Below are 18,394 nucleotides of genomic sequence, written 5' to 3' on the forward strand. Positions count from 1 at the left end.
CGGTGTCCCCCTCCGTGGCCTACGCCTCGCGGGCGGCGGTCAGCGCTCCGGCGTGTTCCTGGAGGGAGCGCACGCCGACGTCGCCGCGGGTGAGCGCCTCGATGCCCTGGACGGCGGCCGCGAGGGCCTGGACCGTGGTCAGGCAGGGCACGGCGCGGGCGACCGCGGCGGTGCGGATCTCGTAGCCGTCGAGGCGGCCGCCGGTGCCGTACGGGGTGTTGACGATCAGGTCGACCTGGCCGTCGTGGATGAGCTGGACGATGGTCTTCTCGCCGTTGGGGCCCTCGCCCTCGCTCTGCTTGCGCACGACGGTGGCGTTGATGCCGTTGCGCTTGAGGACCTCGGCGGTGCCGGAGGTGGCGAGCAGCTCGAAGCCGTGGGCGACCAGCTCGCGCGCCGGGAAGATCATCGAGCGCTTGTCGCGGTTGGCGACGGACACGAACGCGCGGCCCTTGGTGGGCAGCGCGCCGTACGCGCCGGCCTGCGACTTGGCGTACGCCGTGCCGAAGACCGAGTCGATGCCCATGACCTCGCCGGTGGAGCGCATCTCCGGGCCGAGGACGGTGTCCACGCCGCGGCCGGAGGCGTCGCGGAAGCGGCTCCACGGCATCACGGCCTCCTTGACGGAGATCGGCGCGTCCAGCGGCAGGGTGCCGCCGTCGCCCTCCTTGGGCAGCATGCCCTCGGCGCGCAGCTCGGCGACGGTCGCGCCCAGCGAGATGCGGGCGGCGGCCTTGGCGAGCGGCACGGCGGTCGCCTTCGAGGTGAAGGGGACCGTGCGGGAGGCGCGCGGGTTGGCCTCCAGCACGTAGAGGATGTCCCCGGCCATGGCGAACTGGATGTTGATCAGGCCGCGGACGCCGACGCCCTTGGCGATGGCCTCGGTGGAGGTGCGCAGCCGCTTGATGTCGTGGCCGCCGAGGGTGATCGGGGGCAGCGCGCAGGCGGAGTCGCCGGAGTGGATGCCCGCTTCCTCGATGTGCTCCATGACGCCGCCGAGGTAGAGCTCGTGGCCGTCGTAGAGCGCGTCGACGTCGATCTCGATGGCGTCGTCGAGGAAGCGGTCGATGAGCACCGGGTGCTCGGAGATCAGGCCGGCGTGGCGGGTGAGGTACTCCCCCAGCGACGGCTCGTCGTAGACGATCTCCATGCCGCGGCCGCCGAGCACGTAGGACGGGCGGACCATGACGGGGTAGCCGATCTCGGCGGCGATGCCCTTGGCCTCTTCGAAGGAGAAGGCGGTGCCGTACTTCGGCGCGGGCAGCCCGGCCTCGGTCAGCACGCGGCCGAAGGCGCCGCGCTCCTCGGCGAGGTCGATGGCCTCGGGCGAGGTGCCGACGATCGGCACGCCGTTGTCCTTGAGCGCCTGGGCGAGGCCCAGCGGGGTCTGGCCGCCGAGCTGGACGACGACACCCGCGACGGGACCGGCGAGGGTCTCGGCGTGGACGATCTCCAGGACGTCCTCCAGGGTGAGCGGCTCGAAGTAGAGCCGGTCGGAGGTGTCGTAGTCGGTGGAGACGGTCTCGGGGTTGCAGTTGACCATCACGGTCTCGTAGCCCGCGTCGCTGAGCGCGAAGGAGGCGTGGACGCAGGAGTAGTCGAACTCGATGCCCTGGCCGATGCGGTTGGGGCCCGAGCCGAGGATGATCACGGCGGGCTTCTCGCGCGGCGCGACCTCGCTCTCCTCGTCGTAGGAGGAGTAGAAGTACGGCGTCTTCGCGGCGAACTCGGCGGCGCAGGTGTCGACCGTCTTGTAGACCGGGCGGACGCCGAGGGCGTGCCGGACCTCGCGGACGACGTCCTCGCGCAGGCCGCGGATCGCGGCGATCTGGGCGTCGGAGAAACCGTGCCGCTTGGCCTCGGCGAGCAGCTCGGCCCCGAGCTTCTCGGCCGCGGCCAGCTCGTCCGCGATCTCCTTGATCAGGAAGAGCTGGTCGACGAACCACGGGTCGATCTTCGTCGCGTCGAAGACCTCCTCCGGGGTGGCCCCGGCGCGGATCGCGGCCATGACGGTGTTGATCCGGCCGTCGGTGGGGACGACCGCCTTCTCCAGCAGCTCCGCCTTGTCGCCGGGCGCGGAGACGAAGTCGAACTGCGAGCCCTTCTTCTCCAGGGAGCGCAGGGCCTTCTGGAGCGCCTCGGTGAAGTTGCGGCCGATGGCCATGGCCTCGCCCACCGACTTCATGGTGGTGGTGAGGGTGGCGTCGGCGGCCGGGAACTTCTCGAAGGCGAAGCGCGGGGCCTTGACCACGACATAGTCGAGCGTGGGCTCGAAGGACGCCGGGGTCTTCTCGGTGATGTCGTTGGGGATCTCGTCCAGGGTGTAGCCCACGGCGAGCCGGGCGGCGATCTTCGCGATCGGGAAGCCGGTGGCCTTGGAGGCGAGCGCCGAGGAGCGGGAGACGCGGGGGTTCATCTCGATGACGATGATCCGGCCGTCGTCGGGGTTGACCGCGAACTGGATGTTGCAGCCGCCGGTGTCGACGCCGACCTCGCGGATGATCGCGATGCCGATGTCGCGCAGCCGCTGGTACTCGCGGTCGGTGAGCGTCATCGCCGGGGCGACGGTGATCGAGTCACCGGTGTGCACGCCCATGGGGTCGAAGTTCTCGATGGAGCAGACGACCACGACGTTGTCGTTCCTGTCGCGCATCAGCTCCAGCTCGTACTCCTTCCAGCCGAGGATGGACTCCTCCAGGAGCACCTCGGTGGTCGGGGAGAGCGTGAGGCCCTGGCCGGCGATGCGGCGCAGCTCCTCCTCGTCGTGGGCGAAGCCGGAGCCGGCGCCGCCCATGGTGAAGGAGGGGCGCACGACGACGGGGTAGCCGCCGAGCGTCCCGACGCCCGCGACGACCTCGTCCATGGTGTGGCAGATGACCGAGCGGGCGGACTCGCCGTGGCCGATCTTGGCGCGGACGGCCTCGACGACGCCCTTGAACAGGTCGCGGTCCTCGCCCTTGTGGATCGCCTCCACGTTGGCGCCGATGAGCTCGACGCCGTACTTCTCCAGCACGCCGTTCTCGTGCATGGAGATCGCGGTGTTGAGCGCGGTCTGGCCGCCGAGGGTGGGCAGGAGGGCGTCGGGGCGCTCCTTGGCGATGATCTTCTCGACGAACTCGGGGGTGATCGGCTCGACGTAGGTGGCGTCGGCGATCTCCGGGTCGGTCATGATCGTGGCCGGGTTGGAGTTGACCAGGATGACCCGCAGGCCCTCGGATTTGAGGACCCGGCAGGCCTGGGTGCCGGAGTAGTCGAACTCCGCGGCCTGGCCGATGACGATCGGGCCGGAGCCGATGACCAGGACGGACTGGATATCGGTGCGCTTAGGCACGCTGGCCCTCCATGAGCTGGACGAAGCGGTCGAACAGGTAGGCCGCGTCGTGCGGACCCGCTGCTGCTTCGGGGTGGTACTGGACGCTGAAGGCCGGCTGGTCGAGCAGCTGGAGACCCTCGACCACGTTGTCGTTGAGGCAGACGTGGGAGACCTCGACGCGGCCGTAGGGGGTGTCGGTCGCCCGGTCGAGCGGGGCGTCGACGGCGAAGCCGTGGTTGTGCGCGGTGACCTCGACCTTGCCGGTCGTGCGGTCCTGCACGGGCTGGTTGATGCCGCGGTGGCCGTACTTCAGCTTGTAGGTGCCGAAGCCGAGGGCCCGGCCGAGGATCTGGTTGCCGAAGCAGATGCCGAAGAGCGGGGTCTTACGCTCCAGGACGGCCTGCATGACGGCGACGGGGCCGTCGGCGGTGGCCGGGTCGCCCGGGCCGTTGGAGAAGAACACGCCGTCGGGGTCGACCGCGTAGATGTCCTCGACCGTGGCGGTCGCGGGCAGGACGTGCACCTCGATGCCGCGCTCGGCCATACGGTGCGGGGTCATGCCCTTGATGCCCAGGTCGACCGCGGCGACGGTGAACTTCTTCTCACCGATCGCGGGGACGACGTACGCCTCCTTGGTGGCGACCTCGGCGGAGAGGTCGGCGCCCTGCATCTCGGGGGCCTGGCGCACCTCGGCGAGCATCGTGCCCTCGTCGGGCAGGGCGTTGCCGGAGAAGATGCCGACCCGCATCGCGCCGCGCTCGCGCAGGTGGCGGGTGAGGGCGCGGGTGTCGATGCCGCTGATGCCGACGACGCCCTGGTGGGCCAGCTCCTCGTCCAGCGAGCGGCGGGAGCGCCAGTTGGAGGGGATCCGGGCGGGGTCGCGGACGACGTAGCCGGCGACCCAGATCCGCTGCGACTCGGGGTCCTCGTCGTTCACGCCGGTGTTGCCGACGTGCGGGGCGGTCATGACGACCACCTGGCGGTGGTACGACGGGTCGGTCAGGGTCTCCTGGTAGCCGGTCATGCCGGTGGAGAACACCGCCTCGCCGAAGGTCACCCCCACGGCCCCGTAGGCGCGGCCGCGGAAGGTCCGGCCGTCCTCCAGGACGAGTACGGCGGGGACCTTGGCGGTCCCCCTGGTGGAGGTCGTCATCGTGCGCCTTCCGTGTCGTGGTTCATGTGGTGCAACTGGGTGAGGGCCTCGACCCAGGCGGGGTGCTCGGCGGCGGTGTCGGAGCGGAAACCGGAGTCGATCTCCCGGTCGCCGTGCGCCCAGGTGATCACCAGCAGGCCGCCCTCGGTGAGGACCTTGCCGGCGATGCCCTTGTCGAGCCGGGCGCCGCGCAGCCGGTCCGCGGGGATGAAGAAGTCCTGGGCACCGGGCCGTACGACGGTGACGCCCCGGTCCGTCAGGGTGAGCTCGGCGCGGCTGCGGGTGCCGAGGCCGCGCGCGACGATCCGGTCGAGCCACTGCCCGGCGGTGGTGGAGCCGTGGTAGCGGCCCGTCATCGTCAGCCGCGGCTCGGCGGGCGCCTCAGGGGCGGTGGGCAGCTCGGGCAGGTCGCCCTGGAGCGTGCCGCGCCACTTCCAGCCCTCGCGCATCAGCCAGTAGACCAGCGCGATGAAGAGCAGCAGCCCGACGACCCAGCCGATCCGTGCGGCCCAGTCCGTGACCGCCTGGGACTTCTCCCCGGCCGCCAGATTGATCAGTGCAGGTGTCACGCGAGATTCCCGTCCACGACCGTCGCCCGTCCCCGCAGGAAGGTGTGGGTGACGCGACCCGGCAGCTCACGGCCCTCGTACGGGGTGTTGCGGCTGCGGGAGGCGAAGCCCGCGGGGTCCACAGGTCCACGGTAAGCGGAATCGACCAGGGTGAGGTTGGCGGGCTCCCCCGCGGCGACCGGACGGCCGTGGCCGGCGAGGCGGCCGATCTCCGCCGGGCGGAAGGACATCCGCTCGGCGACGCCCGCCCAGTCCAGGAGGCCGGTGTCGACCATGGTGTGCTGGACGACCGACAGGGCAGTCTCCAGGCCGACCATGCCCATGGCCGCGGCGCCCCACTCGCAGTCCTTGTCCTCGTGCGGGTGCGGGGCGTGGTCGGTGGCGACGATGTCGATCGTGCCGTCGGCCAGCGCCTCACGGAGCGCCAGCACGTCGCGCTCGGTGCGCAGCGGCGGGTTCACCTTGTAGACGGGGTTGTACGAACGGACGAGCTCGTCGGTGAGGAGCAGGTGGTGCGGGGTGACCTCGGCGGTGACGTCGATGCCGCGCGACTTGGCCCAGCGGACGATCTCCACCGAGCCCGCCGTGGAGAGGTGGCAGATGTGCACCCGGGAGCCGACGTGCTCGGCGAGGAGCACATCGCGGGCGATGATCGACTCCTCGGCGACGGCGGGCCAGCCGCCCAGACCCAGCTCGGCGGAGACGATGCCCTCGTTCATCTGGGCGCCCTCGGTGAGGCGGGGCTCCTGGGCGTGCTGGGCGACGACGCCGCCGAACGCCTTCACGTACTCCAGGGCGCGGCGCATGATCACCGCGTCGTCGACGCACTTGCCGTCGTCGGAGAAGACGCGGACCCCGGCGGCGGAGTCGTGCATGGCGCCCAGCTCCGCGAGCTGCTTGCCCTCCAGGCCGACGGTGACGGCGCCGATGGGCTGGACGTCGCAGTAGCCGGACTCCTTGCCCAGCCGCCACACCTGCTCCACGACGCCGGCCGTGTCGGCGACCGGGAAGGTGTTGGCCATGGCGAAGACCGCGGTGTAGCCGCCGCTCGCCGCGGCCCGGGTGCCGGTGAGGACGGTCTCGGAGTCCTCGCGGCCCGGCTCGCGCAGGTGGGTGTGGAGGTCGACGAGGCCCGGCAGCAGGATCTTGCCGTCGGCCTCGATGACGGTGGCGTCGCCCGCCTCGATGCCGGTACTCACCTCGGCGATGGTCTCGCCGTCGATGAGGACGTCCTGGGGCTCGCCACCGAGGATCTTCGCACCGCGGATAAGGATCTTGCTCATGATTAGTTGTTCTCCTCGGTGCGGGTGGTGGTGACGGCCGGCTCGGAGCCGCCGAGCAGCAGGTAGAGGACGGCCATGCGGGTGCTGACGCCGTTGGCGACCTGCTCGACCGCGGTGCAGCGGTCGGAGTCGGCGACCTCCGCGGTGATCTCCATACCCCGGTTCATCGGGCCGGGGTGCATCACGATGGCGTGTTCCGGCATACGGGCCATCCGGTCGCCGTTGAGCCCGTAGCGGCGGGAGTACTCACGCTCGGTGGGGAAGAAGGCGGCGTTCATGCGCTCGCGCTGGACGCGCAGCATCATGACGGCGTCGGACTTCGGCAGCACCGCGTCCAGGTCGTAGGAGACCTCGCAGGGCCACTGCTCGACGCCGATCGGCACCAGGGTGGGCGGTGCGACCAGGGTGACGTGAGCGCCGAGGGTGTGCAGCAGGTGGACGTTGGAGCGGGCCACCCGGCTGTGCAGGACGTCGCCGACGATCGTGATCCGGCGGCCCGCGAGATCCTCGCCGAGCCCGGCGTCGCGCCCGACCAGGCGGCGGCGCATGGTGAAGGCGTCCAGGAGCGCCTGGGTGGGGTGCTCGTGGGTGCCGTCACCGGCGTTGACCACGGCGCCGTCGATCCAGCCGGAGTTCGCCAGCCGGTAGGGGGCGCCGGAGGCGTGGTGGCGGATGACGACCGCGTCGGCGCCCATGGCCTCCAGGGTCAGGGCGGTGTCCTTGAGGGACTCGCCCTTGGAGACCGAGGAGCCCTTGGCGGAGAAGTTGATGACGTCGGCGGAGAGCCGCTTGGCGGCCGCCTCGAAGGAGATGCGGGTCCGCGTCGAGTCCTCGAAGAAGAGGTTGACGACGGTACGGCCGCGCAGGGTCGGCAGTTTCTTGATCGGCCGGTCGGCGACCCGGGCCATCTCCTCGGCGGTGTCGAGGATCAGGACGGCGTCGTCGCGCGTGAGGTCGGTGGCCGAGATGAGGTGGCGCTTCATCCGGATGCTCCGTGGTCGAGGAGGTGTGTGGGGGTGGCGAGCGGCCCCCGCAGCCGGGCATGCGGCCGCGCGGAACCGGCGGTCGCCGGGGCCGGAGGGGACCGCTACTGCTGGGCCGGAGCGGTCTCGCGCACGCCGAGGAGCACGCTGTCGCGGCCGTCCTCCTCGGTGAGCTGCACCTTGACCGTCTCCCGCAGCGACGTGGGGAGGTTCTTGCCGACGTAGTCGGCGCGGATCGGCAGCTCGCGGTGGCCGCGGTCGACGAGGACCGCGAGCTGGACGGCGCGGGGGCGGCCGATGTCGTTGAGCGCGTCGAGCGCGGCGCGGATCGTCCGGCCGGAGAAGAGCACGTCGTCGACGAGGATCACCAGGCGCCCGTCGATGCCCGGACCGGGGATGTCGGTGCGGGCGAGCGCGCGGGCAGGGCGGAGCCGCAGGTCGTCGCGGTACATGGTGATGTCGAGGGAGCCGACCGGGGTCTTGCCTCCGGTGATCTCCTCGAGCTTGGCGGCCAGCCGGCGGGCGAGGAAGACCCCGCGCGTCGGGATGCCGAGGAGCACCACGTCGTCGGCACCCTTGGCGCGCTCGACGATCTCGTGGGCGATACGGATCAGGACCCGGGCGATGTCCGGTGCTTCGAGCACGGGACGGGCGGCGGAACCGGCCTGGTTCACGTCACGGTTTGCGTCCATACGAAACGGACCCCCTTCTCCGCCTCACGGGACGGACATTAAAGGACGTCGGATTAACGCTCTTCACGTTACCAGGGTCCGCGGCGGACACCGGCCACCGCCCCGCACGGAGGATGCTGTGGACCATTCGGCTTGACGAAGGCAGATTACGCTGCGTAACCTCACAGTGAGTTACCAGCCGCGCGGCGGAGCCGCACGTCTATACGCGTCCGGGGAGCTTTATGTCCAGCGAATACGCCAAACAGCTCGGGGCCAAGCTCCGCGCCATCCGCACCCAGCAGGGCCTCTCCCTCCATGGCGTCGAGGAGAAGTCCCAGGGCCGCTGGAAGGCCGTGGTAGTGGGTTCGTACGAGCGCGGCGACCGTGCCGTGACCGTGCAGCGCCTGGCCGAGCTGGCCGACTTCTACGGCGTTCCGGTGCAGGAACTGCTGCCGGGCACCACGCCGGGCGGGGCCGCCGAGCCGCCGCCGAAGCTGGTCCTGGACCTTGAGCGCCTGGCCCACGTGCCGGCCGAGAAGGCGGGCCCGCTCCAGCGCTATGCCGCGACCATCCAGAGCCAGCGCGGCGATTACAACGGCAAGGTCCTGTCGATCCGCCAGGACGACCTGCGCACTCTTGCCGTGATCTATGACCAGTCGCCCTCGGTGCTCACCGAGCAGCTGATCAGCTGGGGAGTGCTCGACGCGGACGCGCGCCGCGCCGTCCAGCACGAGGACGCCTGAGCCTCGGCCCATTGGAGAAAAGCCGCGGGGCGGGGAGAAACCTTCGAAGGTTTCTCCCCGCCCCGCGGCTTTTTGCCGTCTGTCAGCTCTCGTCGCGACGAAGGCTCGGCTTGAGGTCCTTGAAACGGCCGAGCAGGCCGTTCACGAAGGACGGCGAGTCGTCCGTGGAGAACTCCTTGGCGAGCTGCACCGCCTCGTCGATCGCCACCGCGTCCGGGGTCTCGTCCTCCCAGATCAGCTCGTAGGCACCGAGCCGCACGATGTTCCGGTCCGCGACCGGCATCCGGTCCAGGTCCCAGTCGACCGCATAGGTGGCGATGAGCTCGTCGATACGGGAGACGTGCTCCGCGTACCCCTCGACCAGCTGCATCGTGTATTCGTTGACCGGCGGCTGCCGGTCGTCGGAGCGCGAATGCCGGACCCAGTCCGCGAGGACGTTCTGCACGGTGGTACCGCGCTGATCGGCCTCGAAGAGGATCTGGAAGGCGCGCTTACGGGCCTTGCTGCGGGCGGCCACGGTTAGCTGTTCACCCGACCGAGGTAATCGCCGGTGCGCGTGTCGACCTTGATCTTCTCACCCGTGGTGATGAAGAGCGGGACCTGGATCTCGTAGCCGGTCTCCAGCTTGGCGGGCTTGGAGCCGCCGGTGGAGCGGTCGCCCTGGACACCCGGGTCGGTGTGCTCGATGGTCAGCTCGACGGCGGCCGGGAGCTCGACGTAGAGCACCTCGTCGCCGTGCTTCGCGACGACGGCCTCGAAGCCCTCGATCAGGAAGTTGGCGGCGTCACCGACGGCCTTGCGGTCGACGTGCAGCTGGTCGTACGTGTCCATGTCCATGAACACGAAGTACTCGCCGTCCATGTACGAGAACTGCATACCGCGCTTGTCGACGGTGGCCGTCTCGACCTTCACACCGGCGTTGAAGGTCTTGTCGACCACCTTGCCGGAGAGCACGTTCTTCAGCTTCGTGCGGACGAAGGCGGGGCCCTTGCCGGGCTTGACGTGCTGGAACTCGACGACGGACCAGAGCTGGCCTCCGTCGAGCTTGAGCACCATGCCGTTCTTGAGGTCGTTCGTGGAAGCCACGGTTGCGGAATCTCCTGGACTGAAGCTGGGACCCCGAAGGCACGCGCTACAGCGCGAGCAGCTCCTTGGTCGTGATGGTGAGTAGCTCGGGTCCGCCGTCCGCCTCGGGGCGGACGACGAGCGTGTCATCGATCCGGACGCCGCCCCGCCCCGGGAGGTGAACCCCCGGATCTACGGTGACCGGCACGCAAGCGTCCAGTTTACCCATTGCCGAGGGCGTCAGCCGAGGGTCCTCGTCGTTTTCGAGTCCGACGCCGTGTCCGATGCGCGGTCCGAGCCGCTCACCGTGGCCCGCGGCCTCCAGGACGACCCGTGCCGCGCGGTCCACATCGCGGTACGGAGTGCCCGGCGCGAGCTTCTCCCGGCCCGCCCGCTGGGCGGCGAAGACCTGCTCGTAGAGCTCGATCTGCCAGTCCGCGGGGGTGGTGCCGATGACGAAGGTCCGGGCCACCTCGCTGCGGTAGCCGCGGTAGTCGGCGCCCAGGCACACACAGAGGAAATCGCCCTCCTCCACCCGGCGGTCGGTGGGCACGTGCCCGGCCAGCCCCGAATTGGGGCCCGTGCCGACCGAGGTGGTGAAGGCCGGGCCGGCCGCGCCGTGGTCGACCAGGCGGCGCTCCAGCTCCAGCGCCAGGTGCCGCTCCGTGCGGCCGACGAGGATCGATTCGAGGAGCTCGCCCAGCGCCTGGTCGGCGATCTCCGCGGCGATCCGCAGCGCGGAGATCTCCTCGTTGTCCTTGACCACCCGCTGCTGCTCCACGGCCGTGCCCAGGTCGTCCAGGCGCAGCCGGGGCGCGACCGAGCGCAGGGCGCGGTGGCGGGAGACGGTCAGGTGGTGCTCCTCCACGGCCAGCGAGCGGGCCCCGGCCGCGGCGGCGCGCTCGGCCCCGGCCACGGCGGGATCGCCGTCCGGCGCGGGCAGCACCACGATCCGCAGCCCCTCGGCGGGGCGGTCGGCCGAGCTCTCCACGACGGGGTCGCCGGGACACAGCAGGGAGTCTTCGGCGGGCCCGACGAGCAGCGCGGCACCCGTCGGCGCCCCGCCCGCCAGATACCGGACGTTGGCGTCGCCGGACACCAGCGCGGCCTCGCTCCCGGCCGCCTCGCAGCGCTCACGCAGCCGCGCGCGGCGCGCCGCGTACACCTCGGACATGCTTCCGAGCCTACGGCCGGGTGCCGCGGCGGGCCGTCCCAGCGCGTCCGACCGGGCGCTACCGGTGGCCCGGCGGGGCGGCCAGGGCGCGGGCGACGACGTCGTCGAGCAGCCGGGCCGTGGTGGCGACGTCCTGCTGGGAGTTGTCGATGATCGGCAGGCCGGAGCCGTACCAGCCGGCCATCCGGCCGTGGATCCGGGCGACCTCCTCGTCGCCGAGGCGCCGGTTGCCGGTGCGCTGGGCGTTGCGCTCCAGGACGATCTCCAGGCCGGGCAGCAGGACCACGGGCAGCAGCCCCGGGCCGACGTGCCGCTTCCAGCCGCCGAGGCCGACGACGGGCCGGTCGGGGAAGACGGCGTCGTCCAGGACGCAGGAGATGCCGTTGGCGAGGAAGTTGCGGGCGGCGAAGCCGCAGGTGCGGCGGGCGAGGCGGTACTGCGCCTCGGAGTGGTCGTTCCACCCGGACCGCGGGTCGGCGAAACCCGAGCGCACCCACTCGCGCACGTCGTCGAGGCTGATGTGCGCCGTGGGCACCCGGCGGGTGTCCGCCCAGTGCCGGGCCACGGTCGTCTTCCCGGCCCCGGCGGGGCCGATGAGCAGCACCGCGACGGCCGCGTGCGCGGCGTCGGCGGCGAGGACGGGGGCGTCGGGCGGGAGCTGGAGGTGCCCGGTCGGGTCCGGCGCGGGAAGCGGTGCCATGGGGTGGGGCACGGGGGCGGGCCACCCGGGCGCCGGTGCGGGGTGCGGCGGCACCGGCGGGTGGGGCGGTGGCAGCGGCGGTCCCACTGGGTGCTGCATCCGGTGGCACTCCGTCTCGTACGGACGCGGCTCCGCCGCGTGGTGAAGGGGGGCCTGCGGGTGGGTGGTCACGGGCGGTTCATCCCCCCGGCCACCCCCCGGGCCGACCAGACGGGAGAGTACCCGAGAGCCCTCTCCCCGGCCCTCGCACCGGGAACGCCCGGCTCAGCCCGCGAGTTCCTCCGCCAGGGCCCGCAGCGCGAGCCGGTACGAGCCGATGCCGAAGCCCGCCACCGTGCCGCTGGCCACCGCCGCGATCACCGAGGTGTGGCGGAACTCCTCCCGCGCGTACGGGTTGGAGATGTGCACCTCGATGAGCGGCGCGGTGCGCTGGGCCGCCGCGTCCCGCATCGCGTACGAATAGTGGGTGAACGCCCCGGGGTTGATGACGACCGGGATCCGCCCGTCGGCCGCCTCGTGCAGCCAGCGGACCAGCTCGCCCTCGTCGTTGGTCTCGCGGACCTCGACGGCGAAGCCGAGCTCCGCACCGAGCTCCGTGCAGGCCTCGACCAGTCCCTTGTAGGAGGTCGAGCCGTAGACGTCGGGCTCGCGCGAGCCGAGCCGGCCGAGGTTGGGCCCGTTGAGCACGAGCACCCGCCCGCTCACGCCGCGATCTCCGCGTGCGCCGCGAGCAGCATGGCGGGGTCGGGGCTCTCCAGGACCGTGGGCTTGGCGAGGCCGTCGAGGACGATGAAGCGCAGCCGGTCGCCGCGGGACTTCTTGTCGACCTTCATGGTCTCCACGAGCTTGGGCCACTGGTCGCCGCGGTAGGTGACGGGCAGGCCCACCGACTGGAGGATGGCGCGGTGCCGGTCGGCGGTCGCGTCGTCCAGGCGTCCGGCGATCCGGCCGAGCTCGGCGGCGAAGACCATGCCGACGGAGACGGCGGCGCCGTGCCGCCAGTTGTAGCGCTCGTTCTTCTCGATCGCGTGGGCGAGGGTGTGCCCGTAGTTGAGGATCTCGCGCAGGCCCGACTCCTTGAGGTCGGCGGAGACGACGTCCGCCTTGACCCGGATGGCGCGCTCGATCAGCTCCGCGGTGTGCGGGCCCTGCGGGGTGCGGGCACCCTCGGGGTCGGCCTCGATCAGGTCGAGGATGGCCGGGTCGGCGATGAAGCCCGCCTTGATGACCTCGGCGAGCCCGCTGACGTAGTCGTGGACGGGCAGCGACTCCAGCGCGGCGAGGTCGCACAGGACCCCGGCCGGGGGGTGGAAGGCGCCGACGAGGTTCTTGCCCTCGGCGGTGTTGATGCCGGTCTTGCCGCCGACCGCGGCGTCGACCATGCCCAGCACGGTGGTGGGCACGGCGATCCAGCGCACCCCGCGCAGCCAGGTCGCGGCGACGAAGCCGGCCAGGTCGGTGGTGGCGCCGCCGCCGACGCCGACGATGACGTCGGTGCGGGTGAAGTTGGTCTGGCCCAGCGCCTTCCAGCAGTAGGCCGCGACCTCGACGGTCTTGGACTCCTCGGCGTTGGGGAGCTGGATCGCGATGGCCTCGTAGCCCTGCGCGGCCAGGTCCTGGCGGAGCACCTCGCCGGTCTCGGCGAGCGCCTCCGGGTGGAGGACGGCGACCCGCTTGGCCTCGGTGCCGATCAGGCCGGGCAGCTCGTCCAGCAGCCGGTGGCCGACCAGGACGTCGTACGGGGCGGAGCCCGCGCTGGCGACCCGGATGCGGGTGGGGGCGTCGGTCATGCGTTCCTCACTGCGTGGTGTCGGGGGTACGGTCCCGGGGCAGCGCCAGCGCGTCGAGCACGGCGTCGGCCACCTCGGCCGGGGTGCGGCCGCCGGTGGCGACGGTGGCGCGGGCGACCTCGGTGTAGAGCGGGCGGCGCGCCGCCATCAGCTCCCGCCAGCGCTGCCGCGGGTTGACCGCGAGCAGCGGGCGCGGGGCGTCCAGGCCCACCCGGTGCACGGCGTCGGCGAGTTCGACGTCGAGGAAGACCACCGGCAGGCCCTTGAGCAGGGCGCGGGTGCCGTCGTCCATGACCGCCCCGCCGCCGAGGGCGAGCACCCCGGGGTGCTCGGCCACGGCGGTGCGGACGGCCTGCCGCTCCAGCGCGCGGAAGTGCGGCTCGCCCTCGTCGATGAAGATCTCCGGGATGGGCTTGCCCGCGGTCCGCTCGATGTCGGCGTCGGTGTCGCGGTAGCCGGTGCCCAGCCGCTGGGCGAGCAGGGCACCGATGGTGGACTTGCCGGCTCCCGGCGGGCCCACCAGCACGACGGCGGGGGAGGTCACTTGATGGCCAGGTTGTCGAGGTAGCCCCGGACGTTGCGGCGGGTCTCGGCGACGTTGTCGCCGCCGAACTTCTCCGCCACCGCGTCGGCCAGCACCAGCGCCACCATGGCCTCGGCGACGATGCCCGCGGCCGGGACGGCGCAGACGTCGGAGCGCTGGTGGTGCGCCTGCGTGGCCTCGCCGGTGACCACGTCGACGGTGGCCAGGGCGCGCGGCACGGTCGCGATCGGCTTCATCGCGGCCCGCACCCGCAGCAGCTCGCCGGTGGTGAGGCCGCCCTCGGTGCCGCCGGAGCGGCCGGAGGTGCGGCGGATGCCCTCGTCGGTGGCGACGATCTCGTCGTGCGCCTTCGAGCCGGGCACACGGGCCAGGTCGAAGCCGTCGCCGACCTCGACGCCCTTGATGGCCTGGATGCCCATCAGCGCGGCGGCGAGGCGCGCGTCGAGCCGGCGGTCCCAGTGGACGTGCGAGCCGAGGCCGACGGGGACGCCGTAGGCGAGCACCTCGACGACGCCGCCGAGGGTGTCACCGTCCTTGTGGGCCTGGTCGATCTCGGCGACCATCGCCTTGCTCGCGTCCGCGTCCAGGCAGCGCACCGGGTCGGCGTCCAGGCGCTCGACGTCGGAGGGCTCGGGGTAGACGCCGTACGGCGCCTTGGCGGCGGCCAGTTCGACGACGTGGGAGACGATCTCGATCCCGGCCGTCTCCTTGAGGTAGGAGCGGGCGACGGCACCGAGGGCGACGCGGGCCGCGGTCTCGCGGGCGGAGGCGCGCTCCAGGATCGGGCGGGCATCCGGCACGCCGTATTTCTGCATCCCCGCGAGGTCGGCGTGACCGGGGCGCGGCCGGGTCAGCGGGGCGTTACGAGCCAGCTCGGCCAGCTCCGCGGGGTCCACGGGGTCGGCCGACATGACCTTTTCCCACTTGGGCCACTCGGTGTTGCCCACCATGATGGCGACCGGAGAGCCCATGGTCAGGCCGTGCCGGACTCCGCCGAGGAAGGTGATCTCGTCGCGCTCGAACTTCATGCGCGCGCCGCGGCCATAGCCGAGGCGCCGCCGGGCCAGGTGGTCCGCCACCATGTCCGTGGTGATCGGCACACCGGCGGGAAGACCCTCCAGCGTCGCCACCAGTGCCGGACCATGGGACTCTCCGGCCGTCAGCCAGCGCAACCTGCTCAACGGGACTCCTCTGCTCGCACCTTCTGATCATGCTGCGGCGCGACCCGGGGGTACCTCCCAGTGCTGGCTGGGGGCGCGCGGCCCTGGCCCGCCGTCTCCGATCCTCCCACGTCCCGGGCCCTTTCCCGGCCGCAGGTCCGGGTTGTGGACGGACCTGGTCAGGTCGTGGTCAGCGGGCGCGGGCCGCGAGGGCGCTCTCGCCCGCCGCGCGCATCGCCGCCAGGGGGCCCGGCGTACGGCCGGTCATCTGCTCGACCTGGAGCACCGCCTGGTGCACCAGGAGGTCCAGACCGCTGAGGACGGCACCGCCGCGCGCCGTCCAGGCGGCGGCCAGCGGGGTCGGCCACGGTTCGTAGAGCACGTCGAAGAGGGTGCCGGGGCGGTCCGGGACCGCGGCGGCGAGGGCGTCCGTGGCGCCGGCCGGGGTGGTGGCGACGACCAGGGGCGCGGTGAACGCCTCGGCGGCCCGGGACCAGTCGGCGGTGGTGACGGCCACGCCGAGCCGCTCGCCCCACTGGCGCATCTCGGCGGCCCGCGCCTCGCTGCGCACATAGGCGGTGACCTCGCCGGTGCAGATCCGGGCGAGGGCGGCGAGGGCGGAGGAGGCGGTGGCCCCGGCGCCGAGGACGGCGGCGGAGCCGACCTTCTCGACGCCGCGCTCGCGCAGGGCGGCCCCGATGCCCGGGATGTCGGTGTTGTCGCCGAGGCGGCGGCCGTCCTCGGCGAGGACGACGGTGTTGACGGCCTCGACGGAGGCGGCGGTGTCGCTCACCTCGTCGAGCAGCGGGATCACCGCGCGCTTGAGCGGCATCGTGAGCGAGAACCCCGCCCAGGTGCCGTCGAGCCCCGCGAAGAAGCCGGGCAGCCCGGCCTCGTCGATCTCGAAGCGGTCGTACGTCCACTCCCCCAGGCCCAGCTCCGCGTAGGCGGCGCGGTGCAGGACCGGGGAGAGGGAGTGGCCGATCGGCGATCCGAGCACGGCCGCCCTGCGGCGTCCTGGGTCGGGGCTCATCCCTGCTTCTTCTTCTGGTTCTCGTTGAACTCCTGGACGAGCTTGTCGTGCTCGGCCAGCGTGTTGGCGAACTTCGTCGTCTTGCCGTCGACGGAGACGAAGAAGTACCAGTCACCCGGCTCGGGGTCCATCGCGGCCTTCAGCGCCTCTTCGCCGGGGTTGCCGATGGGACCGGGCGGCAGACCCTTGACGTGGTACGTGTTGTACGGGTCGTCGTACGACCGGAGCTGCTTGGGGTCGAGGTCGAGCTTGCTCTGGTTCTTGATGTAGTTGTACGTCGAGTCGAACTCGAGCTTGCCGTTCGTCACGGTATTGGTCGGCTTGAGCCGGTTGTAGATGACCCGGGACATCTTGCGGAAGTCGTCGTGGGTCATGCCCTCGGCGTTGACCAGGCTCGCCACCGTGATCAGCTGGAGCGGGGACTTCAGGCCGAGTTCCCTGGCCTTGCCCTCCAGGTCGACCTTGGCGTAGTTCTCCTTGGCCCGCGCGACCATCTGCTTGAGGATCTCCTCGGGCTTGGTGCCCTTGCTCGCGTTGTACTGCGAGGGATAGAGGAAGCCCTCCAGGGGGTCCTTGATCTTGGGGTCGCTGTCGGCCCAGTCGGGCAGCCCGAGGTTCTTCGCCTGGTTCTTGGCGACGTCCTTGGTGGTGCCCTGCGCGAGACCGAGCTTCGTGTCGATCGCGGCGTAGATCGCGACGGCCCGGCGGCCCTCGGGGATGGTGAGGAAGTTGGCCGTGTTGGTCATCATCGTCACGGCCGCCGCACCCGACATCTCCTGGTGCAGGGTGTACGTGCCGGGCTGGATGGCCTTGCCCTTGGGGTCCTTGCCCGCGGCCTCGGTGAAGGCGCCCGCGCTCTTGACGACGCCCGCCTTCTGGAGGATCTCGCCCATCTGCCCGATGCCCGCGCCCTTGGGGATCTCGACCTGGACCTGGCCGGTGCCCTCGCCGTCGTAGTCGGGCGCGGCGCCGAAGTGGGTCTGCCAGTAGTCGTAGGCGAGGTAGCCGCCACCGCCCACGACGCCGACGAGCACCACGGCGACCAGGAGGCAGGCGGTGCCGCTGCGGCGCTTGTTCTTGGTCTTCTTGCCGCGCCGGTCACGGCCGCGCGGGCGCTCCTCGGCCGGCTCGTCCTCCTCCGCCTCCGTCCGGGCGGGCCCGGGGAGGTCGTCGAAGAGGGAGAGCTTCTCCTCGTCGGGCTCCGAACGCCACTGCGCGTGCTGCTCGAACGTCGGCGCCGGCTGCTGCTGGGTGTCGTGCTGCTGAGCCTGCTGCGGCACCTGCTGCTGGGGTACGTGCTGCTGCCCCTGCGGCCCGCGCTGGTGCTGGGGCTGCGGCGGCGGGTAGGCGTCCTGCGTGCCGTAGTAGTCCGGGGGGGCACCGGTGTACGGGTCGACGGGCTGCTGCCCGTACTGGTCCCCGGCACCGGTGCCGTAGGGACCCCCCGCGCCCTGCGAGGGGTCCCAGCCGTACTGCTGCTGACCGTACTGGGGCTGTGACGGCTGCTGGGGATGCTGATGCTGCGGGTGCTGCTGCTGACCGTCGTATCCCTGGCCCCCGTACAGAGGGTCCTCGGGATGCCACGGTTGGGACCCGGGGCCCCGGCCATACTCAGTCATCAATCCCCTAGTGCCGCACAGCGGCAGCCGGTCGGCACTCCGTGGAGTGCGGGCTTCGAATCGTCCGGTCCTGTACGGGAGACGTTCGAACGGCTGCCATGTCAGCGCGGAACGTTACCGTACTGCGATCAGATGACCACGTCGACGGCCTCGCCGGGAGGCCGGCCGGAGACCTTCTCGATCTCCAGCGCGTTCTGCAGGATGACCACGGCGGCGGCCTGGTCGACGACCGAGCGCCCCTTCTTGGTGTTGACTCCGGAGGCGCGCAGTCCCTGCGCGGCTGTGACGGTCGTCATGCGCTCGTCGACCAGCCGCACCGGCACGGGCGCCATCCGCCGGGCCATCTCCTTGGCGAAGGTCCGCACCTTGGCCGCGGCCGGCCCCTCTCCCCCCTTGAGGGAGCGGGGCAGGCCGACGACGACCTCGATCGGTTCGTACTCCTCGACGATCGCCACCAGCCGCTTGTGGGCCTGCGGGATGTCCCGCCCCGGCACGGTCTCGACCGGGGTGGCGAGGATCCCGTCGGGGTCGCACGAGGCGACCCCGATCCGGGCGTCCCCCACGTCGACGGCGATGCGCCTGCCACGTCGCACG

The 18,394-nt window shown here is 71.8% G+C and carries 18 protein-coding genes; 1 reads left to right on the top strand and 17 read right to left on the bottom strand.

All coding sequences use genetic code 11. The features are described from left to right. Window positions 1-19: 19 nt before the first annotated feature. The 6 genes from carB to pyrR form a co-directional block, all read right to left on the bottom strand. Window positions 20-3,331 (bottom strand): carbamoyl-phosphate synthase large subunit, encoded by a 3,312-nt coding sequence (gene carB / locus DXZ73_RS10385; protein ID WP_116210721.1) that lies wholly within the window; start codon window positions 3,329-3,331, stop codon window positions 20-22. Next, window positions 3,324-4,466, bottom strand: a complete 1,143-nt coding sequence (gene carA, locus DXZ73_RS10390; RefSeq protein WP_116210722.1) for a glutamine-hydrolyzing carbamoyl-phosphate synthase small subunit — start codon at window positions 4,464-4,466, stop codon at window positions 3,324-3,326. The genes carB and carA overlap by 8 nt, the downstream gene beginning before the upstream one ends. Then, the gene (locus DXZ73_RS10395; RefSeq protein WP_116210723.1) at window positions 4,463-5,035 is read right to left on the bottom strand and encodes a hypothetical protein; all 573 of its coding nucleotides are present in this window, start codon (window positions 5,033-5,035) and stop codon (window positions 4,463-4,465) included. Before DXZ73_RS10395 ends, carA begins: the two co-directional genes overlap by 4 nt. Continuing rightward, window positions 5,032-6,318, bottom strand: a complete 1,287-nt coding sequence (locus DXZ73_RS10400) for a dihydroorotase (RefSeq protein ID WP_116210724.1) — start codon at window positions 6,316-6,318, stop codon at window positions 5,032-5,034. The genes DXZ73_RS10395 and DXZ73_RS10400 overlap by 4 nt, the downstream gene beginning before the upstream one ends. A gap of 2 nt (window positions 6,319-6,320) precedes the next feature. Then, a complete protein-coding gene (locus DXZ73_RS10405) occupies window positions 6,321-7,301 on the bottom strand; it encodes an aspartate carbamoyltransferase catalytic subunit (protein WP_116210725.1) in 981 nt (326 codons plus the stop codon). Between the two features lie 104 nt (window positions 7,302-7,405). After that, window positions 7,406-7,993 (bottom strand): bifunctional pyr operon transcriptional regulator/uracil phosphoribosyltransferase PyrR, encoded by a 588-nt coding sequence (gene pyrR, locus DXZ73_RS10410; RefSeq protein ID WP_116210726.1) that lies wholly within the window; start codon window positions 7,991-7,993, stop codon window positions 7,406-7,408. A 221-nt stretch (window positions 7,994-8,214) separates the two neighbouring features. Between pyrR and bldD the strand changes: the two genes are divergently transcribed. Further along, the gene (gene bldD / locus DXZ73_RS10415) at window positions 8,215-8,715 is read left to right on the top strand and encodes a transcriptional regulator BldD (RefSeq protein WP_004948690.1); all 501 of its coding nucleotides are present in this window, start codon (window positions 8,215-8,217) and stop codon (window positions 8,713-8,715) included. An 82-nt stretch (window positions 8,716-8,797) separates the two neighbouring features. Here the strand turns inward: bldD and nusB are convergent, their stop codons facing one another. The 11 genes from nusB to ruvX form a co-directional block, all read right to left on the bottom strand. Next, window positions 8,798-9,232 (bottom strand): transcription antitermination factor NusB, encoded by a 435-nt coding sequence (gene nusB, locus DXZ73_RS10420; RefSeq protein WP_116210727.1) that lies wholly within the window; start codon window positions 9,230-9,232, stop codon window positions 8,798-8,800. Window positions 9,233-9,234: 2 nt separating this feature from the next. Next, a complete protein-coding gene (gene efp / locus DXZ73_RS10425; protein ID WP_102921817.1) occupies window positions 9,235-9,801 on the bottom strand; it encodes an elongation factor P in 567 nt (188 codons plus the stop codon). 46 nt (window positions 9,802-9,847) lie between these two features. Then, complete coding sequence (locus DXZ73_RS10430; protein ID WP_116210728.1) at window positions 9,848-10,954, bottom strand: M24 family metallopeptidase; 1,107 nt, start codon at window positions 10,952-10,954, stop codon at window positions 9,848-9,850. 58 nt (window positions 10,955-11,012) lie between these two features. Further along, window positions 11,013-11,753: an AAA family ATPase gene (locus DXZ73_RS10435; protein ID WP_116215531.1), complete on the bottom strand. Its 741-nt coding sequence runs from the start codon at window positions 11,751-11,753 to the stop codon at window positions 11,013-11,015. 165 nt (window positions 11,754-11,918) lie between these two features. Next, on the bottom strand, window positions 11,919-12,359 hold the full coding sequence (gene aroQ / locus DXZ73_RS10440; RefSeq protein ID WP_116210729.1) for a type II 3-dehydroquinate dehydratase: 441 nt from the start codon (window positions 12,357-12,359) through the stop codon (window positions 11,919-11,921). Further along, entirely contained in the window at window positions 12,356-13,444 is a 1,089-nt protein-coding gene (aroB, locus tag DXZ73_RS10445) for a 3-dehydroquinate synthase (protein ID WP_116210730.1), read from the bottom strand. Before aroB ends, aroQ begins: the two co-directional genes overlap by 4 nt. Window positions 13,445-13,451: 7 nt before the next feature. Beyond that, on the bottom strand, window positions 13,452-13,988 hold the full coding sequence (locus DXZ73_RS10450; protein WP_116210731.1) for a shikimate kinase: 537 nt from the start codon (window positions 13,986-13,988) through the stop codon (window positions 13,452-13,454). After that, on the bottom strand, window positions 13,985-15,169 hold the full coding sequence (gene aroC, locus DXZ73_RS10455; RefSeq protein WP_116210732.1) for a chorismate synthase: 1,185 nt from the start codon (window positions 15,167-15,169) through the stop codon (window positions 13,985-13,987). Before aroC ends, DXZ73_RS10450 begins: the two co-directional genes overlap by 4 nt. A 169-nt stretch (window positions 15,170-15,338) precedes the next feature. Then, window positions 15,339-16,181, bottom strand: a complete 843-nt coding sequence (locus tag DXZ73_RS10460) for a shikimate dehydrogenase (protein WP_116210733.1) — start codon at window positions 16,179-16,181, stop codon at window positions 15,339-15,341. After that, on the bottom strand, window positions 16,178-17,800 hold the full coding sequence (gene mltG / locus DXZ73_RS10465) for an endolytic transglycosylase MltG (RefSeq protein WP_116210734.1): 1,623 nt from the start codon (window positions 17,798-17,800) through the stop codon (window positions 16,178-16,180). The genes DXZ73_RS10460 and mltG overlap by 4 nt, the downstream gene beginning before the upstream one ends. A 128-nt stretch (window positions 17,801-17,928) precedes the next feature. Further along, the gene (gene ruvX, locus DXZ73_RS10470) at window positions 17,929-18,393 is read right to left on the bottom strand and encodes a Holliday junction resolvase RuvX (RefSeq protein WP_116210735.1); all 465 of its coding nucleotides are present in this window, start codon (window positions 18,391-18,393) and stop codon (window positions 17,929-17,931) included. Window position 18,394 lies beyond the last annotated feature (1 nt).

This window comes from Streptoverticillium olivoreticuli subsp. olivoreticuli (genome assembly GCF_003391135.1).
GTDB lineage: Bacteria > Actinomycetota > Actinomycetes > Streptomycetales > Streptomycetaceae > Streptomyces > Streptomyces blastmyceticus.

Coding starts and splice junctions, on each gene's coding strand:
- carA (WP_116210722.1), bottom strand. CDS start 4,466: ATGACGACCTCCACCAGGGGGACCGCCAAGGTCCCCGCCGTACTCGTC.
- DXZ73_RS10400 (WP_116210724.1), bottom strand. CDS start 6,318: ATGAGCAAGATCCTTATCCGCGGTGCGAAGATCCTCGGTGGCGAGCCC.
- DXZ73_RS10405 (WP_116210725.1), bottom strand. CDS start 7,301: ATGAAGCGCCACCTCATCTCGGCCACCGACCTCACGCGCGACGACGCC.
- pyrR (WP_116210726.1), bottom strand. CDS start 7,993: ATGGACGCAAACCGTGACGTGAACCAGGCCGGTTCCGCCGCCCGTCCC.
- bldD (WP_004948690.1), top strand. CDS start 8,215: ATGTCCAGCGAATACGCCAAACAGCTCGGGGCCAAGCTCCGCGCCATC.
- DXZ73_RS10430 (WP_116210728.1), bottom strand. CDS start 10,954: ATGTCCGAGGTGTACGCGGCGCGCCGCGCGCGGCTGCGTGAGCGCTGC.
- DXZ73_RS10435 (WP_116215531.1), bottom strand. CDS start 11,753: ATGCAGCACCCAGTGGGACCGCCGCTGCCACCGCCCCACCCGCCGGTG.
- aroB (WP_116210730.1), bottom strand. CDS start 13,444: ATGACCGACGCCCCCACCCGCATCCGGGTCGCCAGCGCGGGCTCCGCC.
- DXZ73_RS10460 (WP_116210733.1), bottom strand. CDS start 16,181: ATGAGCCCCGACCCAGGACGCCGCAGGGCGGCCGTGCTCGGATCGCCG.
- mltG (WP_116210734.1), bottom strand. CDS start 17,800: ATGACTGAGTATGGCCGGGGCCCCGGGTCCCAACCGTGGCATCCCGAG.